This is a genomic window from Vibrio aestuarianus (assembly GCF_012395185.1).
Classification (GTDB): domain Bacteria; phylum Pseudomonadota; class Gammaproteobacteria; order Enterobacterales; family Vibrionaceae; genus Vibrio; species Vibrio aestuarianus.
In genome coordinates this window covers 1-16,889 of the sequence record NZ_JAAZTU010000005.1, presented here as the reverse complement: position 1 = coordinate 16,889, position 16,889 = coordinate 1, and the positions used below count along the sequence as shown (strand labels likewise).

General features: G+C 43.9%; 18 protein-coding genes, 1 tRNA gene and 1 pseudogene. 13 read left to right on the top strand and 7 right to left on the bottom strand.

Annotated features, from left to right (window positions below; genetic code table 11):
• Positions 1-118: 118 nt before the first annotated feature.
• From HGG78_RS03170 to rpsU, 6 genes are all read right to left on the bottom strand, one after another.
• Positions 119-1,360: an integrase domain-containing protein gene (locus HGG78_RS03170; protein WP_172532061.1), complete on the bottom strand. Its 1,242-nt coding sequence runs from the start codon at positions 1,358-1,360 to the stop codon at positions 119-121.
• 165 nt (positions 1,361-1,525) lie between these two features.
• Positions 1,526-1,601: transfer RNA gene (locus HGG78_RS03165), tRNA-Ile, on the bottom strand.
• 143 nt (positions 1,602-1,744) lie between these two features.
• Positions 1,745-3,604: an RNA polymerase sigma factor RpoD gene (rpoD, locus tag HGG78_RS03160; RefSeq protein ID WP_172532060.1), complete on the bottom strand. Its 1,860-nt coding sequence runs from the start codon at positions 3,602-3,604 to the stop codon at positions 1,745-1,747.
• A gap of 98 nt (positions 3,605-3,702) precedes the next feature.
• Entirely contained in the window at positions 3,703-5,457 is a 1,755-nt protein-coding gene (gene dnaG / locus HGG78_RS03155) for a DNA primase (RefSeq protein ID WP_168523363.1), read from the bottom strand.
• A 95-nt stretch (positions 5,458-5,552) separates the two neighbouring features.
• Positions 5,553-5,996, bottom strand: coding sequence for a GatB/YqeY domain-containing protein (locus HGG78_RS03150; protein WP_172532059.1), 444 nt, complete (start codon positions 5,994-5,996; stop codon positions 5,553-5,555).
• A gap of 29 nt (positions 5,997-6,025) precedes the next feature.
• Positions 6,026-6,241 (bottom strand): 30S ribosomal protein S21, encoded by a 216-nt coding sequence (gene rpsU, locus HGG78_RS03145; RefSeq protein WP_004396009.1) that lies wholly within the window; start codon positions 6,239-6,241, stop codon positions 6,026-6,028.
• 240 nt (positions 6,242-6,481) lie between these two features.
• On the opposite strand from rpsU, the gene tsaD reads away from it, so the two are divergent.
• Both tsaD and HGG78_RS03135 read left to right on the top strand, forming a co-directional pair.
• Complete coding sequence (tsaD, locus tag HGG78_RS03140) at positions 6,482-7,498, top strand: tRNA (adenosine(37)-N6)-threonylcarbamoyltransferase complex transferase subunit TsaD (protein WP_172532058.1); 1,017 nt, start codon at positions 6,482-6,484, stop codon at positions 7,496-7,498.
• A 160-nt stretch (positions 7,499-7,658) separates the two neighbouring features.
• Positions 7,659-8,474, top strand: a complete 816-nt coding sequence (locus tag HGG78_RS03135; RefSeq protein WP_172532057.1) for an alpha/beta fold hydrolase — start codon at positions 7,659-7,661, stop codon at positions 8,472-8,474.
• 63 nt (positions 8,475-8,537) lie between these two features.
• Here the strand turns inward: HGG78_RS03135 and plsY are convergent, their stop codons facing one another.
• The gene (plsY, locus tag HGG78_RS03130; protein ID WP_172532056.1) at positions 8,538-9,140 is read right to left on the bottom strand and encodes a glycerol-3-phosphate 1-O-acyltransferase PlsY; all 603 of its coding nucleotides are present in this window, start codon (positions 9,138-9,140) and stop codon (positions 8,538-8,540) included.
• A 187-nt stretch (positions 9,141-9,327) separates the two neighbouring features.
• Between plsY and folB the strand changes: the two genes are divergently transcribed.
• The 11 genes and pseudogenes from folB to HGG78_RS03075 form a co-directional block, all read left to right on the top strand.
• Positions 9,328-9,681 carry a bifunctional dihydroneopterin aldolase/7,8-dihydroneopterin epimerase gene (gene folB, locus HGG78_RS03125; RefSeq protein ID WP_172532055.1) on the top strand — a complete coding sequence of 118 codons (354 nt, stop codon included), beginning with the start codon at positions 9,328-9,330 and terminating at the stop codon, positions 9,679-9,681.
• Complete coding sequence (gene folK / locus HGG78_RS03120; protein ID WP_172532054.1) at positions 9,678-10,166, top strand: 2-amino-4-hydroxy-6-hydroxymethyldihydropteridine diphosphokinase; 489 nt, start codon at positions 9,678-9,680, stop codon at positions 10,164-10,166. Before folB ends, folK begins: the two co-directional genes overlap by 4 nt.
• A gap of 17 nt (positions 10,167-10,183) precedes the next feature.
• Positions 10,184-10,987 carry an undecaprenyl-diphosphate phosphatase gene (locus HGG78_RS03115; RefSeq protein WP_172532053.1) on the top strand — a complete coding sequence of 268 codons (804 nt, stop codon included), beginning with the start codon at positions 10,184-10,186 and terminating at the stop codon, positions 10,985-10,987.
• Positions 10,988-11,083: 96 nt separating this feature from the next.
• On the top strand, positions 11,084-11,365 hold the full coding sequence (gene ftsB, locus HGG78_RS03110) for a cell division protein FtsB (RefSeq protein WP_172532052.1): 282 nt from the start codon (positions 11,084-11,086) through the stop codon (positions 11,363-11,365).
• Positions 11,366-12,064 carry a 2-C-methyl-D-erythritol 4-phosphate cytidylyltransferase gene (ispD, locus tag HGG78_RS03105; protein ID WP_172532051.1) on the top strand — a complete coding sequence of 233 codons (699 nt, stop codon included), beginning with the start codon at positions 11,366-11,368 and terminating at the stop codon, positions 12,062-12,064. It begins immediately after the preceding gene.
• Between the two features lie 27 nt (positions 12,065-12,091).
• Complete coding sequence (gene ispF / locus HGG78_RS03100; RefSeq protein WP_053311368.1) at positions 12,092-12,568, top strand: 2-C-methyl-D-erythritol 2,4-cyclodiphosphate synthase; 477 nt, start codon at positions 12,092-12,094, stop codon at positions 12,566-12,568.
• A 63-nt stretch (positions 12,569-12,631) separates the two neighbouring features.
• Positions 12,632-13,675 (top strand): tRNA pseudouridine(13) synthase TruD, encoded by a 1,044-nt coding sequence (truD, locus tag HGG78_RS03095; RefSeq protein ID WP_168523352.1) that lies wholly within the window; start codon positions 12,632-12,634, stop codon positions 13,673-13,675.
• 12 nt (positions 13,676-13,687) lie between these two features.
• Positions 13,688-14,434 carry a 5'/3'-nucleotidase SurE gene (surE, locus tag HGG78_RS03090; RefSeq protein WP_172532050.1) on the top strand — a complete coding sequence of 249 codons (747 nt, stop codon included), beginning with the start codon at positions 13,688-13,690 and terminating at the stop codon, positions 14,432-14,434.
• Positions 14,434-15,060, top strand: a complete 627-nt coding sequence (locus HGG78_RS03085) for a protein-L-isoaspartate(D-aspartate) O-methyltransferase (protein WP_053311366.1) — start codon at positions 14,434-14,436, stop codon at positions 15,058-15,060. The genes surE and HGG78_RS03085 overlap by 1 nt, the downstream gene beginning before the upstream one ends.
• A gap of 2 nt (positions 15,061-15,062) precedes the next feature.
• Positions 15,063-15,998, top strand: coding sequence for a murein hydrolase activator NlpD (gene nlpD, locus HGG78_RS03080; RefSeq protein WP_171981401.1), 936 nt, complete (start codon positions 15,063-15,065; stop codon positions 15,996-15,998).
• A gap of 71 nt (positions 15,999-16,069) precedes the next feature.
• Positions 16,070-16,768, top strand: a pseudogene (locus HGG78_RS03075) (sigma-70 family RNA polymerase sigma factor); the annotation flags it as partial.
• Positions 16,769-16,889 lie beyond the last annotated feature (121 nt).

The following is a 16,889-nucleotide window of genomic DNA, read 5'->3' as shown; positions in this document are numbered from 1 at the left end:
CCGTACCCTGAGCAGTTTTTATTATTATGATCTAAAAGGTATAAAAGTCTTATTTTATGCGCTCTAGCAGAACGCCCGCTTCCATGTGGTGGGTATAAGCATAGAGCTGTATGTGTAATCAACCTGCCAATTTCAGCCCTTTTCGTCTCGTGAGTGATACATTACCCTCAGCAGAAGCGGTGATATGATCGCTCCACCAGCACATGAGCTTTCTGCGTTGCTCAAGATATTCAGCTCGATTATAAGCTTTCCGAACTTCATTCTTATCAACATGAGCTAACGCTGCTTCAATAACGTCAGGATTAAATCCTTGTTCGTTGAGAGTGGTACTTGCTAATGCCCTTAGCCCATGAGAAACCAACTGTCCTTCAAACCCCATCCTTTTCAGTGCCATATTAGCACTCTGACTATTTACATGGCTTTTCGGGTCTTTGTTACTTGGGAAAATGAATTCTCTATGACCACTGATTGGCTTCATTATTTCTAAAAGTGCCAAAGTTTGCTCTGTAAGAGGGATTGTGTGGGGACGCTTCATCTTCATTCTTTCTTCAGGAACAACCCACACTTTATTTTCAAAATCGATGTCCTGCCAACGTGCTGTAGCGCTTTCAATTGGTCTTGTCATTGTGTGTAGTTGCCACTCAAGTAAGCAACGAGTAGATAGTGTAATGTTTGCACCAGCTATAGCATGCATCAATTCTGGTAGTCTTTCTGGTTCGATAGTTACCATATGCTGGCGTTTAGGGGCCGGAAAGAGCTTAGTGATGTCTGCTAGGTAGTTTACTTCAATGTCACCGGATGCTACAGCAAGACGCATAACCTCGTTGATTATACGGCAGAGTCTTTTAACTGTTTCTAGAGTTCCTTGTGCTTTTACTGGCTCAAGAATACTGAGTACCGTTCTGGGTTTGATGTCTTGGATGGGGACATTCCCAAGTTTAGGTAGGATATGTTTCTCAAGAGCACGATAAGCTTTATCTGCTGTTTCTGGTTTTACGCTCTCTCTCTTGAGTGCCAACCATCTATCAGAAAATTTACCAAAGGTATTTTCAAGCTCTGCTCTTTCTTTTAAAAGCTGTTCATCTTTATGCTGTTTTGGATCGATATTGAGAGCTAAAAGAGTTTTTGCTTCAGAACGTCTTTTCCTTGCCTCGGCAAGAGAGACATCAGGAAAACTACCAAAGCTTATGTTGTTTCTTTTTTTGGTTATTGGATGAGTGTATTTCAGAATCCATAACTTTGTGCCATTCGTTTTAACACGCAATTGAAGGCCATCACCATCAGAGAGAGTGTATTCTTTGTCGGATTCTTTAGCTTGTTTAACTTGGGTGTTAGTTAAAGGGACTACTCTTTTTGCCATGATGTACCACCAAAATAGTCGATATTTAGCCGTTGGTACATTCGATGGTACATTAAAACTCGGATGTTACAAGATGAGCATAGACAGCTATAGACAAAGATTGCTTTCTAAGTATTGATTTTACTGGGGTAGATAGACGTTGATAGACATATGTAGAAGAGAAAGTGGTGGCCCCTCCCAGACTTGAACTGGGGACCAATCGATTATGAGTCGAGTGCTCTAACCACTGAGCTAAGGGGCCAAATTAGGTGAACGATTATAGGGGATGCATTTCGGAGTGTCTACCCGCAAAGTAGGGTAAATGCGCTTAGTTTTTATCCACTTAAACCATTTTATACAAAAAAGGTGAGCCCATGCTCACCTTTTGTATTCTAAATGCTCTGCTTACTCGTCTAAGAAGCTGCGCAGTGTTTCCGAGCGGCTTGGATGACGAAGTTTACGCAATGCTTTTGCTTCGATCTGACGGATACGTTCGCGTGTTACATCGAACTGTTTGCCCACCTCTTCAAGAGTGTGGTCAGTATTCATGTCAATACCAAAGCGCATACGCAGTACTTTTGCTTCACGAGGGGTTAAACCCGCAAGAACGTCGTGAGTTGCTGCTCTTAGACTTGTTGCTGTCGCTGAGTCAAGAGGCAGTTCAAGCGTTGTATCCTCAATAAAGTCACCTAGATGCGAATCTTCATCGTCACCAATTGGTGTCTCCATCGAGATTGGCTCTTTAGCGATCTTCAGTACTTTGCGAATTTTATCTTCAGGCATTTGCATGCGTTCTGCTAATTCTTCTGGCAGAGGCTCACGTCCCATTTCTTGCAGCATTTGACGTGAAATTCGATTCAGCTTGTTGATCGTTTCGATCATGTGAACTGGAATGCGAATGGTACGCGCTTGGTCTGCAATTGAACGAGTGATTGCCTGACGGATCCACCATGTCGCATAAGTTGAAAACTTGTAACCACGACGGTATTCAAATTTATCAACCGCTTTCATCAAGCCGATGTTACCTTCTTGAATAAGATCCAAGAACTGTAAACCACGGTTGGTGTATTTTTTCGCGATCGAAATAACCAGACGTAAGTTAGCTTCAACCATCTCTTTCTTCGCACGACGAGCTTTCGCTTCACCGATTGACATGCGACGGCTAATATCTTTAATGCTTTGAACCGTTAAAGAAGTTTCTTGTTCGATGATGCGCAATTTTTGGATTGAACGGCGAATATCTTCTTCATTTTGTTTAATTTTGTCGGCGTAAGGTTTGTCTGAAGCTAATACTTCATCAAACCATGCATCGCTCGACTCATTACCGGTAAATAGCGCAACAAACGATTTCTTCGGCATTTTGCCATATTCAACCGTATGCTTCATGATCAAGCGTTCTTGAGTACGCACACGTTCCATTGACTTACGTAGTTCATTGACTAAATAGTCAAATTGCTTTGGCGTTAAACGGAATTCACGGAAGATATCGAGCATTAGCTCTGTTGCTTGAGCGGCTTTCGCGCTATCGTTTCCGTGTTCGTTTTTCGCTAGCTGAAGATTTTGATAGGTGTTGCGTAGCTCAGTGAATTTTTCTAAAGCAAGTTCAGGATCAATACCTGTGTCTACTTCTTCCTCTTCACTATCATCTTTATCTTCGTCGTCTTCATCTTCGTCGTCATCTTCATCAGCAAGATCAGACTCAGCAAGTTCCGAACCGATATGCGTTGCTGTCGGTGCGCTGGTTCCGTCATCGTCTGGATCAACGAAACCAGAAATAAGATCCGTTAAGCGAAGTTCTTCAGCTTGAACTTTATCAAATTGTTCTAGGATGTATGGAATAGTGCCTGGATATTCAGCAACCGCACTTTGAACTTGGTTAATACCATCTTCAATGCGTTTTGCGATATCGATTTCACCTTCGCGAGTCAGCAGTTCTACGGTACCCATTTCACGCATGTACATGCGTACTGGGTCTGTAGTACGACCAATTTCGCTTTCTACACTGGATAATGCAGCTGCAGCAGCTTCTGCCGCATCTTCATCGGTGATTGCGTTGTCATCATTAAGAGCAAGATCATCAGCATCTGGGGCAGTTTCTACTACCTTGATACCCATGTCGTTGATCATCTGAATGATATCTTCTACCTGTTCAGAATCTACAATTTCTGCAGGTAGATGGTCATTTACTTCGGCGTAGGTCAGATAGCCTTGCTCTTTGCCTTTAATAACAAGTAGTTTTAGCTGTGACTGCGGATTTTGATCCATAGACGGTATCCAACTTCATATCTGGTGAAGGAATTAGTATGCGAAATGCAAACCACATATACTAACAAATTTATTCATTGCTGACTATTTAAACTGGGTTACGCTTTTAAATCTAGCATGAGTGCTAGCAGCTCCCGTCTTTCCTCGGTTGATAAACCGACGCTTCTTTCTTTGGCCTGCAGGTTTTCAATTTGTTTTTCGATGCACTGAGCAAGAATTTTGTCCAATGAATCTAAAAATAGTTCTTCTTGATTGTCTTCAACGAGAGGGATTTCCCAACTAGCAAGACGAGACAGAAGGGCCTCATGTTTACTATTACGCCAGTGCTCAAGCAGTTGGCCTGTTGTAATATTGGGGTACTCTTGACAATTCTCAAGTACTTCTATCAATAAACTTATCCCGGGTATGGGAAGGGTTTTGACACTTGAAAGGTCAGGTACCATATCAGCATAGCTTGGATTTTGAATAAGCAAAGCGATCACTTCACGCATTGGCGTTCGTTTTAGCTCTTTGTGTGGCTGTGGTCTAGTTTCTGCCCTTTTTTGACGTCGCTGTCTAAGGTGATTATCGAAGCCTGTGCGTTCATCAAGCAACTTCTCAAGTAACTCTTGAAAATAAGGGTCTGGGATCTTATTTATCAAGGCGCTAGCATGAGCACGAAGTGCTGATTTACCTTCGTTGTTACCTAAATTGAGTTTATGAATTTCGATTAGATTATCAAATAGATAGCTAGACAACGGTGTCGCTTGTTCAATTTGTTGTTCGAAGGCAGCCTTGCCATATTTACGAACATAGCTATCAGGGTCTTCACCATCAGGCAAAAATAGAAATTTGAGTGTATTGCCGGTTTTTAAATACTGAAGAGCATTTTCTAAGGCTCGCCACGCGGCTTCTCGACCAGCTCGGTCACCATCATAGCAACACACCACAGTATTGGTTTGGCGAAATAATAGCTGGATGTGATCACCGGTGGTCGAAGTACCCAGTGAGGCTACTGAATAATCAACACCATACTGTGCGAGTGCTACCACATCCATATAACCTTCGACGACCAATATTTGAGGCGGTTCACGGTAGGCTTGCATGACTTCATATAAGCCATACAACTCTTTTCCTTTGTGGAAAATGGGCGTTTCAGGAGAGTTGAGATACTTAGGTGTTCCGTCACCTATTACTCGTCCACCAAAGCCAATTACACGCCCACGGCGGTCGCGGATGGGGAACATTACTCGGCCACGAAAGCGATCATAACGATTGCCTTTGTCGTTTTCGATCAGCATGCCGCCAGTCACGAGCATCTCTTGAGCATCACGCTGTTGGCCGAAGTTTTTACGAACCAAATCCCATTCATCAGCAATAAAGCCGATACCAAATTTCTGAACGATTTCTCCTGAGAGTCCTCGATCTTTCAAATAGTCGATAGCATGGCGGTTGGCTGCCACTTTAAGTTGATTGCGATAAAACTGTGCAATGCTGCCCATCAAATCATAAAGGGTACGTTTTTCTTCGCTATTGGCTTTGGGGGCTGATGAAAACCCACCGCCACTGCGTTGTTCTCGGGGCACATCAAGGCCAACAAACGAGGCGAGCTCTTCAATGGCATCAACGAATTCTAGGCGTTCATACTCCATCATGAAATCAATGGCATTACCATGCACACCACAACCAAAGCAGTGATAGAACTGCTTTTCTTGGCTTACACTAAATGAGGGAGTTTTTTCATTATGGAATGGGCAACATGCACCGTAGTTCTTGCCTTTTTTCTTAAGTTTCACACGTGCGTCTATGATGTCGACAATATCAAGTCGAGCGAGGAGATCATCAATAAAACTACGAGGGATGTGTCCTGCCATAAAACCTAAAAGAAAAGACCAAAACGAATGATTAGATACAAACAAGCCGTGCGTTCCAGAGGATAGCACGGCTTGATGCAATTTGATGTGGGTATTTAAGCGAGTTTAGTTCGAACTAATCCGCTGACTTTACCCATATCTGCACGCCCTTGAATTTGCGGTTTCAAGACAGCCATTACTTTCCCCATGTCTTGCATGCCAACTGCGCCAGATTCTGTCATTGCATTGTCAATCAATGCAGAAACTTCATCGTCGCTCAGTGGTTGAGGCATAAACGCCTCAAGGATAGTAATTTCTGCTTGCTCAGCATCTGCGAGATCTTGACGATTTGCAGCTTCATATTGAGCGACAGAGTCGCGACGTTGTTTAACCATTTTAACCAGCACGGCAAGAATATCGTCATCGCTCAGAGTTATCTGTTCGTCGACTTCACGCTGTTTAATTGCTGATAGAGCTAAACGAATAGTGCCAAGGCGTATTTTATCCTTGGCTTTCATCGCTAATTTTTGCTCTTCTTTGAGAATATCAATCAGAGCCATAACTCTTATTCCTTAGTGGAAAAGGGTTATTAGTACAGGCGAACGCGACGTGCGTTTTCGCGAGCTAGCTTCTTAGCGTGACGCTTTTGAGCTGCTGCTTTAGCGCGTTTGCGAACGGTAGTTGGTTTTTCATAGTGCTCACGACGACGCACTTCAGAAAGGATACCTGCTTTTTCGCAAGAGCGCTTGAAACGACGTAATGCAACATCGAACGGTTCGTTTTCACGTACTTTAACTATTGGCATATGCCTTTCACCTCAGGGGTTATTCGTTAACGCTGATATTTTGAGAGCTAAACCACAAGATTTCTTGTCGGTTTGCTCTGTAATCAGCTTGATCAAAAATGGTGCGGAATTTTAATCCGATCGCAATGGCTTTGTAAAGCCTTTTGTCGATTATAGTCTGTACAAAATTTGTTTACGAAGCCAAGGCAAGGTAACATGGCGGCCATTTCCGATTGTTGATGAAAGCGTGCTGAGAAAAATATGCGCATTATTGGTATTGAAACCTCGTGTGACGAGACTGGCATCGCCATTTATGACGATGAGAAAGGGTTGCTTTCCCACAAGCTGTATAGCCAAGTAAAATTGCATGCCGATTACGGTGGTGTGGTGCCAGAGCTTGCTTCTCGCGACCATGTAAAGAAAACCATTCCGCTAATTAAAGCTGCGATGGTGGAAGCGAATTTGACACCTGCTGACATTGATGGTGTTGCTTATACCGCAGGCCCTGGTTTAGTCGGAGCTTTGTTAGTTGGCGCGACAATTGGTCGTAGTTTAGCGTACGCTTGGAATGTGCCCGCTGTGCCAGTTCATCATATGGAAGGGCATCTTTTAGCCCCAATGTTAGAAGATAATCCGCCTCCATTCCCATTTGTTGCTGTTCTTGTTTCTGGTGGCCATTCAATGATGGTGGAAGTGAAAGGAATTGGTGAATACAAAATTCTTGGTGAGTCGATTGATGATGCGGCAGGTGAGGCGTTTGATAAAACGGCTAAATTGATGGGCCTTGACTACCCAGGAGGTCCACTGCTTGCTCGTTTGGCGGAAAAAGGCACCCCTGGTCGTTTTAAATTCCCACGCCCAATGACTGATCGCCCTGGTTTGGATATGAGCTTCTCTGGCCTTAAAACGTTTACGGCCAATACTATCGCATCAAACGATAATGATGAGCAGACTCGAGCGGACATCGCTTATGCATTCCAAGAAGCTGTATGTGACACTTTGGTGATCAAATGCCGCCGCGCTTTAGAGCAGACAGGCATGAAACGTATCGTTATTGCCGGTGGTGTAAGTGCCAATAAACAACTGCGTGAATCATTAGCTGCATTGGCTAATAAAATCGGTGGTGAGGTGTATTATCCTCGCACTGAGTTTTGTACCGATAATGGGGCAATGATTGCCTATGCTGGTATGCAGCGTCTGAAAAATGGTGAAGTGGTGGACTTAGCGGTACAAGCCACACCGCGTTGGCCGATTGATCAGCTAAAGCCTATTGCTTAGTATTTAGCGTGCTTTACCTTCTTATAACGGTTGCTTTATTAGCAGCCGTTTCTTTTATTTATCATTAAGTTAATTAGTAGGTTCTTAAATTCTGCTCAGAGCTGTTATTAGGCTCATCAATGATAGAGTCGCCGATTACGATATTAAATGGATAGTTCTCATGAAAACATTTGCCGTTGATGGCCAAAATATGTGTTACCTCGATAGTGGGGAAGGTGAGGTTCTTGTTTTTGGACACAGTTACCTGTGGGATAGCGCCATGTGGGCACCACAAGTTGAGGTATTGAGCCAACATTATCGTTGTATTGTGCCTGAGCTATGGGCACATGGTCAGTCTGATTTTGCGCCACAATCGATGACAACACTCAAAGATTATGCGCAGCATATTCTCGATCTTATGGATCACCTACACATCGAACAGTTTTCTGTTATTGGTTTATCTGTGGGGGGCATGTGGGGAGCTGAGTTGACTGCTTTAGCGCCAACGCGGGTTAAATCTTTGGTGATGATGGATACTTTTGTTGGTTTAGAGCCAGAAGTGACGCATAAAAAATATTTTTCCATGCTTGATGCGATTAGTGCCACTCAATCAGTTCCTGCACCTATCGCCGAAGTTGTCGTGCCGATGTTTTTTGCAAAAGAAGCGGCGACACAATCGCCTCAACTCATTGCCGCTTTTAAGCAGTATTTAATCGGCCTATCAGGCCAGCAAGCGGTCGAAGTGGCACGCATGGGTAGAATGATCTTTGGCCGACGCGACATGATCGAAGAGGTTGAGAAATTCGCACTACCAGTGCTGATTGCTGTCGGGGCTGAAGATATTCCAAGACCAGTGCTTGAATCCTATTTAATGAAGGATTGCATTACAGGCAGTCAATTGGAGATCATTCCTAGTGCAGGCCATATCAGTAGTTTGGAACAACCTGAATATGTAACAGATATTTTGCACAAGTTTTTGGCTAACGTTTATCAATAGTCGTTAAGCTAAGATCATCTGACATAGGGTCTCGAAAGAGGCCTTATTTTTTTATCAACACATTTACGATTCGAGCGACTTTTTCTCGCCGACTTTAGGTTCAGTACCGGCAAACAGACGCTTAATATTTTGATGATGACGAAACACAATTAAGCAGCACAGCATGGCAACCGGAAGTGTGTATTGTGGCTTGATCAACCAAGTATAAAATGGAGCCAGTAACACGGTAACTAAAGCTGCGAGAGAAGAATAGCGAAACAGCAGTGCCACGACGACCCAAGTCAGCATGATGAGACCTGTAAGGTCCAAGCCGATTGGAGCGATGGCTCCTAATGCGGTCGCAACGCCTTTCCCCCCTTTGAAATGGAAGAAAATAGGGTACATATGGCCAAGACAAGCCGCGATGGCAACTAAGCCTAATAACACCGGATCGATACCAAGATAGTAGCCAAGCCAGACCGGGATAGTGCCTTTTAGCATGTCACAGAGCAAAACGGCAATCGCGGCCTTTTTTCCGCCAATACGTAGCACGTTAGTGGCGCCAGGGTTGTTTGAGCCAACATCTCGTGGGTCTGGTAGGCGCAAAACACGGCAGATCAACACAGCACTAGAGATCGAACCTAATAAATAGGCGGAGATGATCATACTTAGTGCCAATGGAGTCATAAATGCCTCTGTGCTGTGAAGGGCTAAAACTAGGTTGCAAGTCCTTGTTAACCAAGATTAAAAGCAAAAAAATGGATTGGATTTCGCATCTCGACTCGGTTTGGGTATATGATATCGCGATTGACCGAAATAGTACGATTTTTTACTCAATTAGGGTATCCGACCTCTAGAGGGATAGACACAAAGCATGGATAAAGTATTTATTGAACAGTTAAGCGTGATCACCACCATTGGCGTGTATGACTGGGAACAAGAGATCAAACAAAAACTGGTTTTGGATATTGAAATGGCGCATGACAACCGACCTGCTGGCAAAAGTGATGACGTCAATGATGCATTGGATTATGCACAAGTGAGCCAGGCGGTGATCGATCATATTCAAAATGGACGTTTTTTATTGGTTGAACGTGTTGCCGAGGAAGTGGCGGAGCTTATTATGCAGCGCTTTTCAGTTCCATGGATCAAAATCCGCTTGACGAAACCAGGAGCCGTTGCACAAGCAAGTGGGGTTGGTGTGGTCATTGAACGAGGTCATGCATGATCACCGCCTATGTTGGGGTCGGTTCTAACATTGACAGACACAAACACGTTGAAGCTGCGGCACGTGAACTGTCGCAGATCGGAGACAACCTGCGTATCTCCACCATCTATGAATGCGCTTCAGTAGGTTTCAACAGCGGCGCATTTTATAATTTGGTGGTAGCGCTGGATACAACGCTGACATTAAGCGAGTTCGCTTTACAGCTTCGAGATATAGAACGTCGATGGGGACGAGATCCTCAAGCGAAGAAATTCCAAGATCGCACCTTAGATCTCGATATCATTTTGTTTGGCGAAGAGGTTTCAGCACAAGATCCAGAGCTACCACGCAGCGATATCTTTAAATATCCTTTTGTCATACAGCCACTCTATGATTTGTCTCCGGAACTGATTGTTCCCAATGATGGTCGAACAGTGCGTCAAATATGGCAACAAGCGATCAATTTAGGATCTCTCAATTCCGTTGAGCAGTGGTTCAACACTTAAATTAATAAGAGTCAGTAATGAGTTACTTAGAAGCGTTTTTTTTGGCTTTGATTCAAGGCTTAACCGAGTTTTTGCCTATTTCTAGTTCTGCCCATTTGATTTTACCTTCGGCTATTTTAGGTTGGGAAGATCAAGGTTTGGCGTTTGATGTGGCTGTACATGTCGGTACATTGGCTGCGGTTGTGATCTACTTTCGTCGTGAAGTGGTGACATTACTGCGCGCTTTTTTCGGCTCTATTTTCCAAGGTGAGCGCAGTAAAGAATCAAAATTGGCATGGATGATTGTCTTAGCGACTATCCCTGCTTGTATCTTCGGTTTCTTCATGAAAGATATTGTTGAGCTTTACCTTCGCAGTGCATGGGTTATTGCTACAACGACGATCATTTTTGGTTTATTGCTGTGGTATGTGGATAAAAACGCTCGATTATCGGATGACGAATATCAAGCAGACTGGAAGAAGTCGATATTTATTGGTTTGGCGCAGGCTGTTGCTATTATTCCTGGCACGTCTCGTTCTGGCGCAACCATTACCGCTGCGTTGTATTTAGGTTTTACGCGTGAAGCGGCGGCACGTTTCTCGTTTTTAATGTCTATCCCAATTATTGTATTAGCTGGTGGTTATTTAGCTCTCAAGCTCGTTACCAGCGGTGAACCCATTCATTTCGGTTTCTTAATGACGGGTATTATTACTTCATTTATCAGTGCTTATATTTGTATTCACTTCTTCCTGAAGCTGATATCAAAAATGGGCATGACGCCATTTGTTATTTATCGCCTACTGTTAGGTGGTGGTTTATTTGCATTCCTAATGATGAGTTAACTACTGGCTTATGGTATAAATGCTCATCTTTTTATCGTGCTGTTGTAAGGTGTTAGTCGCCTAAACAGCACGTTTATCTTTATAGTTATAGGTGTTATGCGCATTTTTGCTGTGATATTAACTTTGCTGTTTGCCTTGCTACAATACGATTTGTGGCTGGGTAAAAATGGCATAGCAGATTTCCGGACCATTTCGGATGAAATCGAAGTTCAGCAGCAAGTGAATGAGAACTTACAACTGCGAAATTCAGAGATGTTTGCTGAGATTGATGATTTACGTCAAGGGCTTGATGCGATAGAAGAAAGAGCGCGCCATGAATTGGGCATGATCAAAGAAGGAGAAACCTTCTACCGATTAGTCGGAGAGGATGCGCTATAAATGCAAGTTGATACCCTATCTATTACCGCAATAGTGCCAGCGGCTGGGGTTGGCAAGCGTATGCAAGCCGACCGCCCCAAGCAATATTTAACCTTGCATGGCAAAACCGTGCTTGAGCACACAGTTGAAAAATTACTCACTCATCCTGCCATTGAACGAGTCATTGTCGCTGTCAGCGAAGACGACCCTTATTATCCAGAGCTTGCACTGGTTGATCATCCTAACGTCATACGAGTCAATGGTGGCAAAGAGCGAGCTGATTCAGTGCTTTCTGCATTGAAGTATGCCCAAGCTAACCCTCTCAGTGAATGGGTGATGGTACATGATGCCGCTCGTCCATGTATTACCTTAAACGATATCGACCGGTTGATTGCCACCTCCGTTTCACACCCTGTCGGCGGCATTTTAGCTACGCCGGTACGTGATACCATGAAGCGAGCAGATGCGCAGGACAATATTGACCACACAGTCGAGCGCGTGGCGTTATGGCATGCACTGACCCCGCAAATGTTTAATGTTGATCTACTCTGCGAGGCATTATCTGCTGCATTAGCAGAACAAATAACGATTACAGATGAAGCCTCCGCTTTAGAATGGAAAGGCCTACGTCCAGCTTTGGTGCTTGGGCGAGCGGACAACATTAAAATTACCCAACCTGAAGATCTCGCCTTAGCTGAGTTTTATTTAGCTCGTCTTTAGCGATAAACACCTTAGTAAGGAACCACAATGATTAGAATTGGCCACGGTTTTGATGTGCATAAATTTGGTGGTGAAGGGCCAGTAATTATTGGCGGTGTTGCCGTGCCTTATGAGCAAGGTTTAGTCGCTCATTCTGATGGTGATGTTGCACTGCATGCTTTGTGCGATGCACTATTAGGTGCGATTGCCGCAGGTGATATTGGTCGACATTTTCCGGATACAGATGATAAGTGGAAAGGCGCAGATAGCCGTGAACTATTAAAAGATGTATACCGCCGGGTGGTCGAACAAGGTTACCGTTTGGGGAATGCTGATATTACTATCATGGCTCAAGCGCCCAAAATGGCCCCTCATATTGAAGCCATGTGCGCTGCGATTGCGCATGATCTCAACACCGATTTACACAACGTCAATGTAAAAGCTACAACCACTGAACGTTTAGGGTTTACAGGACGCAAAGAAGGCATCGCTTGTGAAGCGGTTGTCTTACTTATGAAAGCATAATTGCTGCGTAGTCGTAGCCATTTTTATTATTACCGCCAACTCGCGTCAGCGATGGACAAAAACATGTCAGATATTCTATCTTCATTGGCTTACCTATGTGGTAAACCAGCCGCAAAAGCTAAGTTAAAAGCCAAACCAGAACACTTCAAGGTAATCGAAGACTTGGGGTTTGAATTTACTGGAAGTGGTGAGCACTTAATGGTGCATATTCGCAAGACAGGAGAAAATACCAGTTTTGTAGCGAATGAATTGGCGAAAGTCTGCGGCGTAAAGTCAAAAGATGTGAGTTGGGCTGGCCTAAAAGATCGCCATGCTGTAACGCAGCAATGGCTGAGTGTGCATTTACCCAAAGGCGAAACGCCAGATTTCACGGCTTTTCTTGCACAATATCCAAGCATTGAAATTCTTGAAACGACACGTCATAACAAAAAGTTACGACCTGGTGACTTGGTGGGCAACCATTTTGAAATCACACTTTCTGAAGTGACGGACACTGAAGAAGTGTTAAAGCGGTTAGAACATGTTGCTAAGTTAGGTGTGCCAAACTATTTTGGTAGTCAGCGTTTTGGTAATCATGGTAATAACTTGAGTGAGGCTCGTCGCTGGGGCAAGGAAAATGTCCGCTCGCGTAACCAAAATCAACGCAGTTTATATCTCTCTGCCGCGCGCTCTTGGATCTTCAACCAGATCGTTTCAGCACGTCTTGAACATAATATTTTTAATCAATTGATTGACGGTGATATTGCATTCACAGATGAACAGCAGACCGTTGTTACGGCAAGCACAGTTGATGAATTCAACCAACTTCTCGCAGCTGGCAAAGTTCAGATCAGCGCCGCATTAGCGGGGGATAATGCTCTACCAACGCAAAATGCAGCACTAGAGCTTGAACAGCGTTATGTTGATGCTGAGCCTGATCTAATGGCTTTAATTCGTAGTAACCGTATGCGTCATGAGCGCCGTGCGGTCATGTTGAAACCACAAAATCTGACTTGGCAAGCCGAGCAAGAAACAGTAACACTATGTTTTGATCTTGATGCAGGCAGCTTTGCCACTTCAATTGTCCGCGAACTGGTGGAAGAGATCCCCGTTGAGCGTGAGTTCTAAGGAGAGAGCTCGATGAAGATTTTATTGAGCAATGATGATGGTGTGCATGCAGAAGGCATACACGCATTAGCGAAAATGTTGGCCGATTTAGCCGAAATAGTAATAGTCGCTCCTGATCGTAATCGTTCTGGAGCCTCTAATTCTTTAACGTTAGAACAGCCATTACGTGTTAATTGCATTGCTCCAAATACTTATTCAGTACAGGGCACCCCAACAGATTGTGTGCACTTTGCTCTCAATGAGTTATTGAAAGATGACATGCCTGACTTGGTTTTAACGGGCATTAATCATGGGGCCAATCTTGGTGATGACGTTTTGTATTCAGGCACCGTTGCAGCTGCGATGGAAGGGCATTTCTTAGGCGTGCAATCCATCGCATTCTCTTTGGTGGGGAAAGCACATTTTAACACTGCAGCACAGATCGCTCGTCAATTAGTTGAGCAGCATTGTAGTGCGCCTATTCCAACTAATCGCTTACTTAATGTTAACGTCCCTGATGTTCCCTTTGAGCGTTTAGCGGGTATTCAGGTAACACGTTTAGGTGCTCGTCATCACGCAGAAAGTATGATTAAGCAGAAAGATCCGCGTGGACATGATATTTATTGGTTAGGGCCGCCAGGAAAAGAGCAAGACGCCGGTCAAGGAACCGATTTTTATGCCATTGAGCATGGTTTTGTTTCGTTGACACCGTTGCAGGTTGATCTCACTGCCCATGAGTCACTTGGTAGTATGGACAATTGGTTAAAGGAAAAAGCGTAATGGCTAACCCACATGCCGACAGATTAATTGAATTTCTGGTCGCGAATGGTATTCAAGACAACGACGTTTTGAGTGCCATTCATTATTTGCCGAGAGAAAGCTTCGTTTCTCAAGCAATGATGCATCAAGCCTATGACAATAATGCGTTACCAATAGGGCAAGGGCAGACAATCTCACAGCCCTACATTGTCGCTAAAATGACTGAACTTTTAGAACTTGAACGAAGTAGTAAAGTTCTGGAAGTTGGCACTGGTTCTGGCTACCAAACAGCAGTTTTGGCTCAATTGGTTGATCACGTTTATTCCATCGAACGAATCAAATCATTGCAGTGGGATGCCAAGCGCCGATTGAAACAACTCGATATTTATAATATTTCGACTAAACATGGTGATGGTTGGCTCGGTTGGGAAGCAAAAGCGCCTTTTGATGCCATCATCGTCACTGCTGCGGCAGAGTCTGTTCCTCAAGCATTACTTGAACAATTAGCTGAAGGTGGACGCTTAGTCATTCCCGTAGGCGACAATGAGCAATATTTATTGAAGATTGTGCGTCAAGGTGACGCATTTGTCTCCACTACTATTGAGACTGTCCGTTTCGTCCCTTTAATTGCTGGTGATTTAGCGTAGTGATGGTGTGTAGTCTGCGAAAGCTTCTCGTTATGGTATTCATTAGCCAACTGCTTATAGGCTGTGCGGCAAATTTTCCTGCGCCAGTTTCTGGACTCAACAAAGACTACAATTCCATTCCTCGTGGTAGCTATAGAGGTAGTTACTATGAAGTGCAAAAAGGCGATACGCTGTATTTTATATCTTATGTCACAGATAAAGATGTAAATGACCTGATCCGTTTCAATAATCTTAGCAAGCCTTACACTATTCGCCCTGGGCAAAAATTAAAATTATGGATTCCTAACTACACACCACCCGCTTATGGAGGGAATGGTGTAAGCGAAACAGTTGCGGTTGCAGCCACAACTGGTGCGGCTTCCAGTGTTTCATCAGCACCTATTTCGACTGTCAATTCGAGTAAAAACTCTAATGATAACAAGACCTATAATGCCACAAGTCAGTCGACTAAAGTGGCAAAAAAAGATCCGCCAAAGGTAGTTGATCAATCGAAATCAAAGGAGTATGTTGATTCAAAAGGTAAGCAGAATGTTAATGCTAATGTAACATCTGCTAAACCAAAGGATGAGAAGGTTGCAAAATGGCTATGGCCAACAAAAGGGAGAGTAATTAAGAACTTTTCAGCAGGCGATCAAGGAAATAAGGGTATCGACATCGCAGGACAGCGTGGTCAGCCCATAGTATCAACTGCAGCAGGAACCGTTGTCTATTCAGGAAATGCATTAAGAGGTTACGGCAATCTCGTGATTGTGAAACACAATGATAATTACCTCAGTGCTTATGCTCATAACGATCGGTTACTGGTACAAGAAGGACAAAGTGTCAAAGCTGGCCAAAAGATAGCAACCATGGGCAGCTCTGGAACGAGCAGTGTTCGTTTGCACTTTGAAATTCGATATCAAGGTAAGTCAGTGAATCCAAAGCGCTACTTGCCATAACATACTTGAAAGAGTCATGTAGCGACATTAGAAAGTAGTAATGTCTTGCTAGCTCGCCAGGGGGAGGCGCTATGAGTATCAGCAATGCAGTAACGAAAGTCGAAGAGTTTGAAGACCAAGATGTAATGGATACAGTCGAGGTTACAGAAGAGCTCACTACCACCAACAAGAAAGCCAGTCGTGCTCAAACTGAAGATGTAAAAGAGGAGTTTGATGCTTCAACGAAAACCTTAGATGCGACACAAATGTATCTAGGCGAAATTGGTTTTTCTCCTTTGTTAACCGCCGAAGAAGAAGTGCTTTATGCTCGTCGCGCATTGAGGGGTGATGAAGCCGCTCGTAAGCGTATGATAGAAAGCAACTTGCGCTTAGTGGTGAAAATTTCACGCCGTTATAGTAATCGCGGCCTAGCCCTACTCGATCTTATTGAAGAAGGGAATTTAGGTTTGATCCGTGCGGTGGAAAAATTTGACCCAGAACGCGGTTTTAGATTCTCAACTTATGCTACGTGGTGGATCCGCCAAACCATTGAGCGTGCGTTGATGAACCAAACTCGTACTATACGTCTTCCTATTCACGTGGTGAAAGAGCTTAATATTTATCTCCGTACCGCACGTGAATTGTCACAGAAACTTGACCACGAACCGACAGCGGAAGAGATCGCTTTTCAGTTGGATAAGCCGGTCGATGATGTCAGTAAAATGCTTCGCCTCAATGAGCGTATTAGCTCAGTAGATACACCGATTGGTGGTGATGGCGATAAGGGGGTTTGAAGTCCAACGGTACAGAAAACAACGCTAAGGGGGTTAACTGTCTGTTTTTGCTTGATTAAATATCATCTTCATCGTTGCTTTCAGAAACATCAGTAAGTGGTCGTAGTTCTCCTCTCAA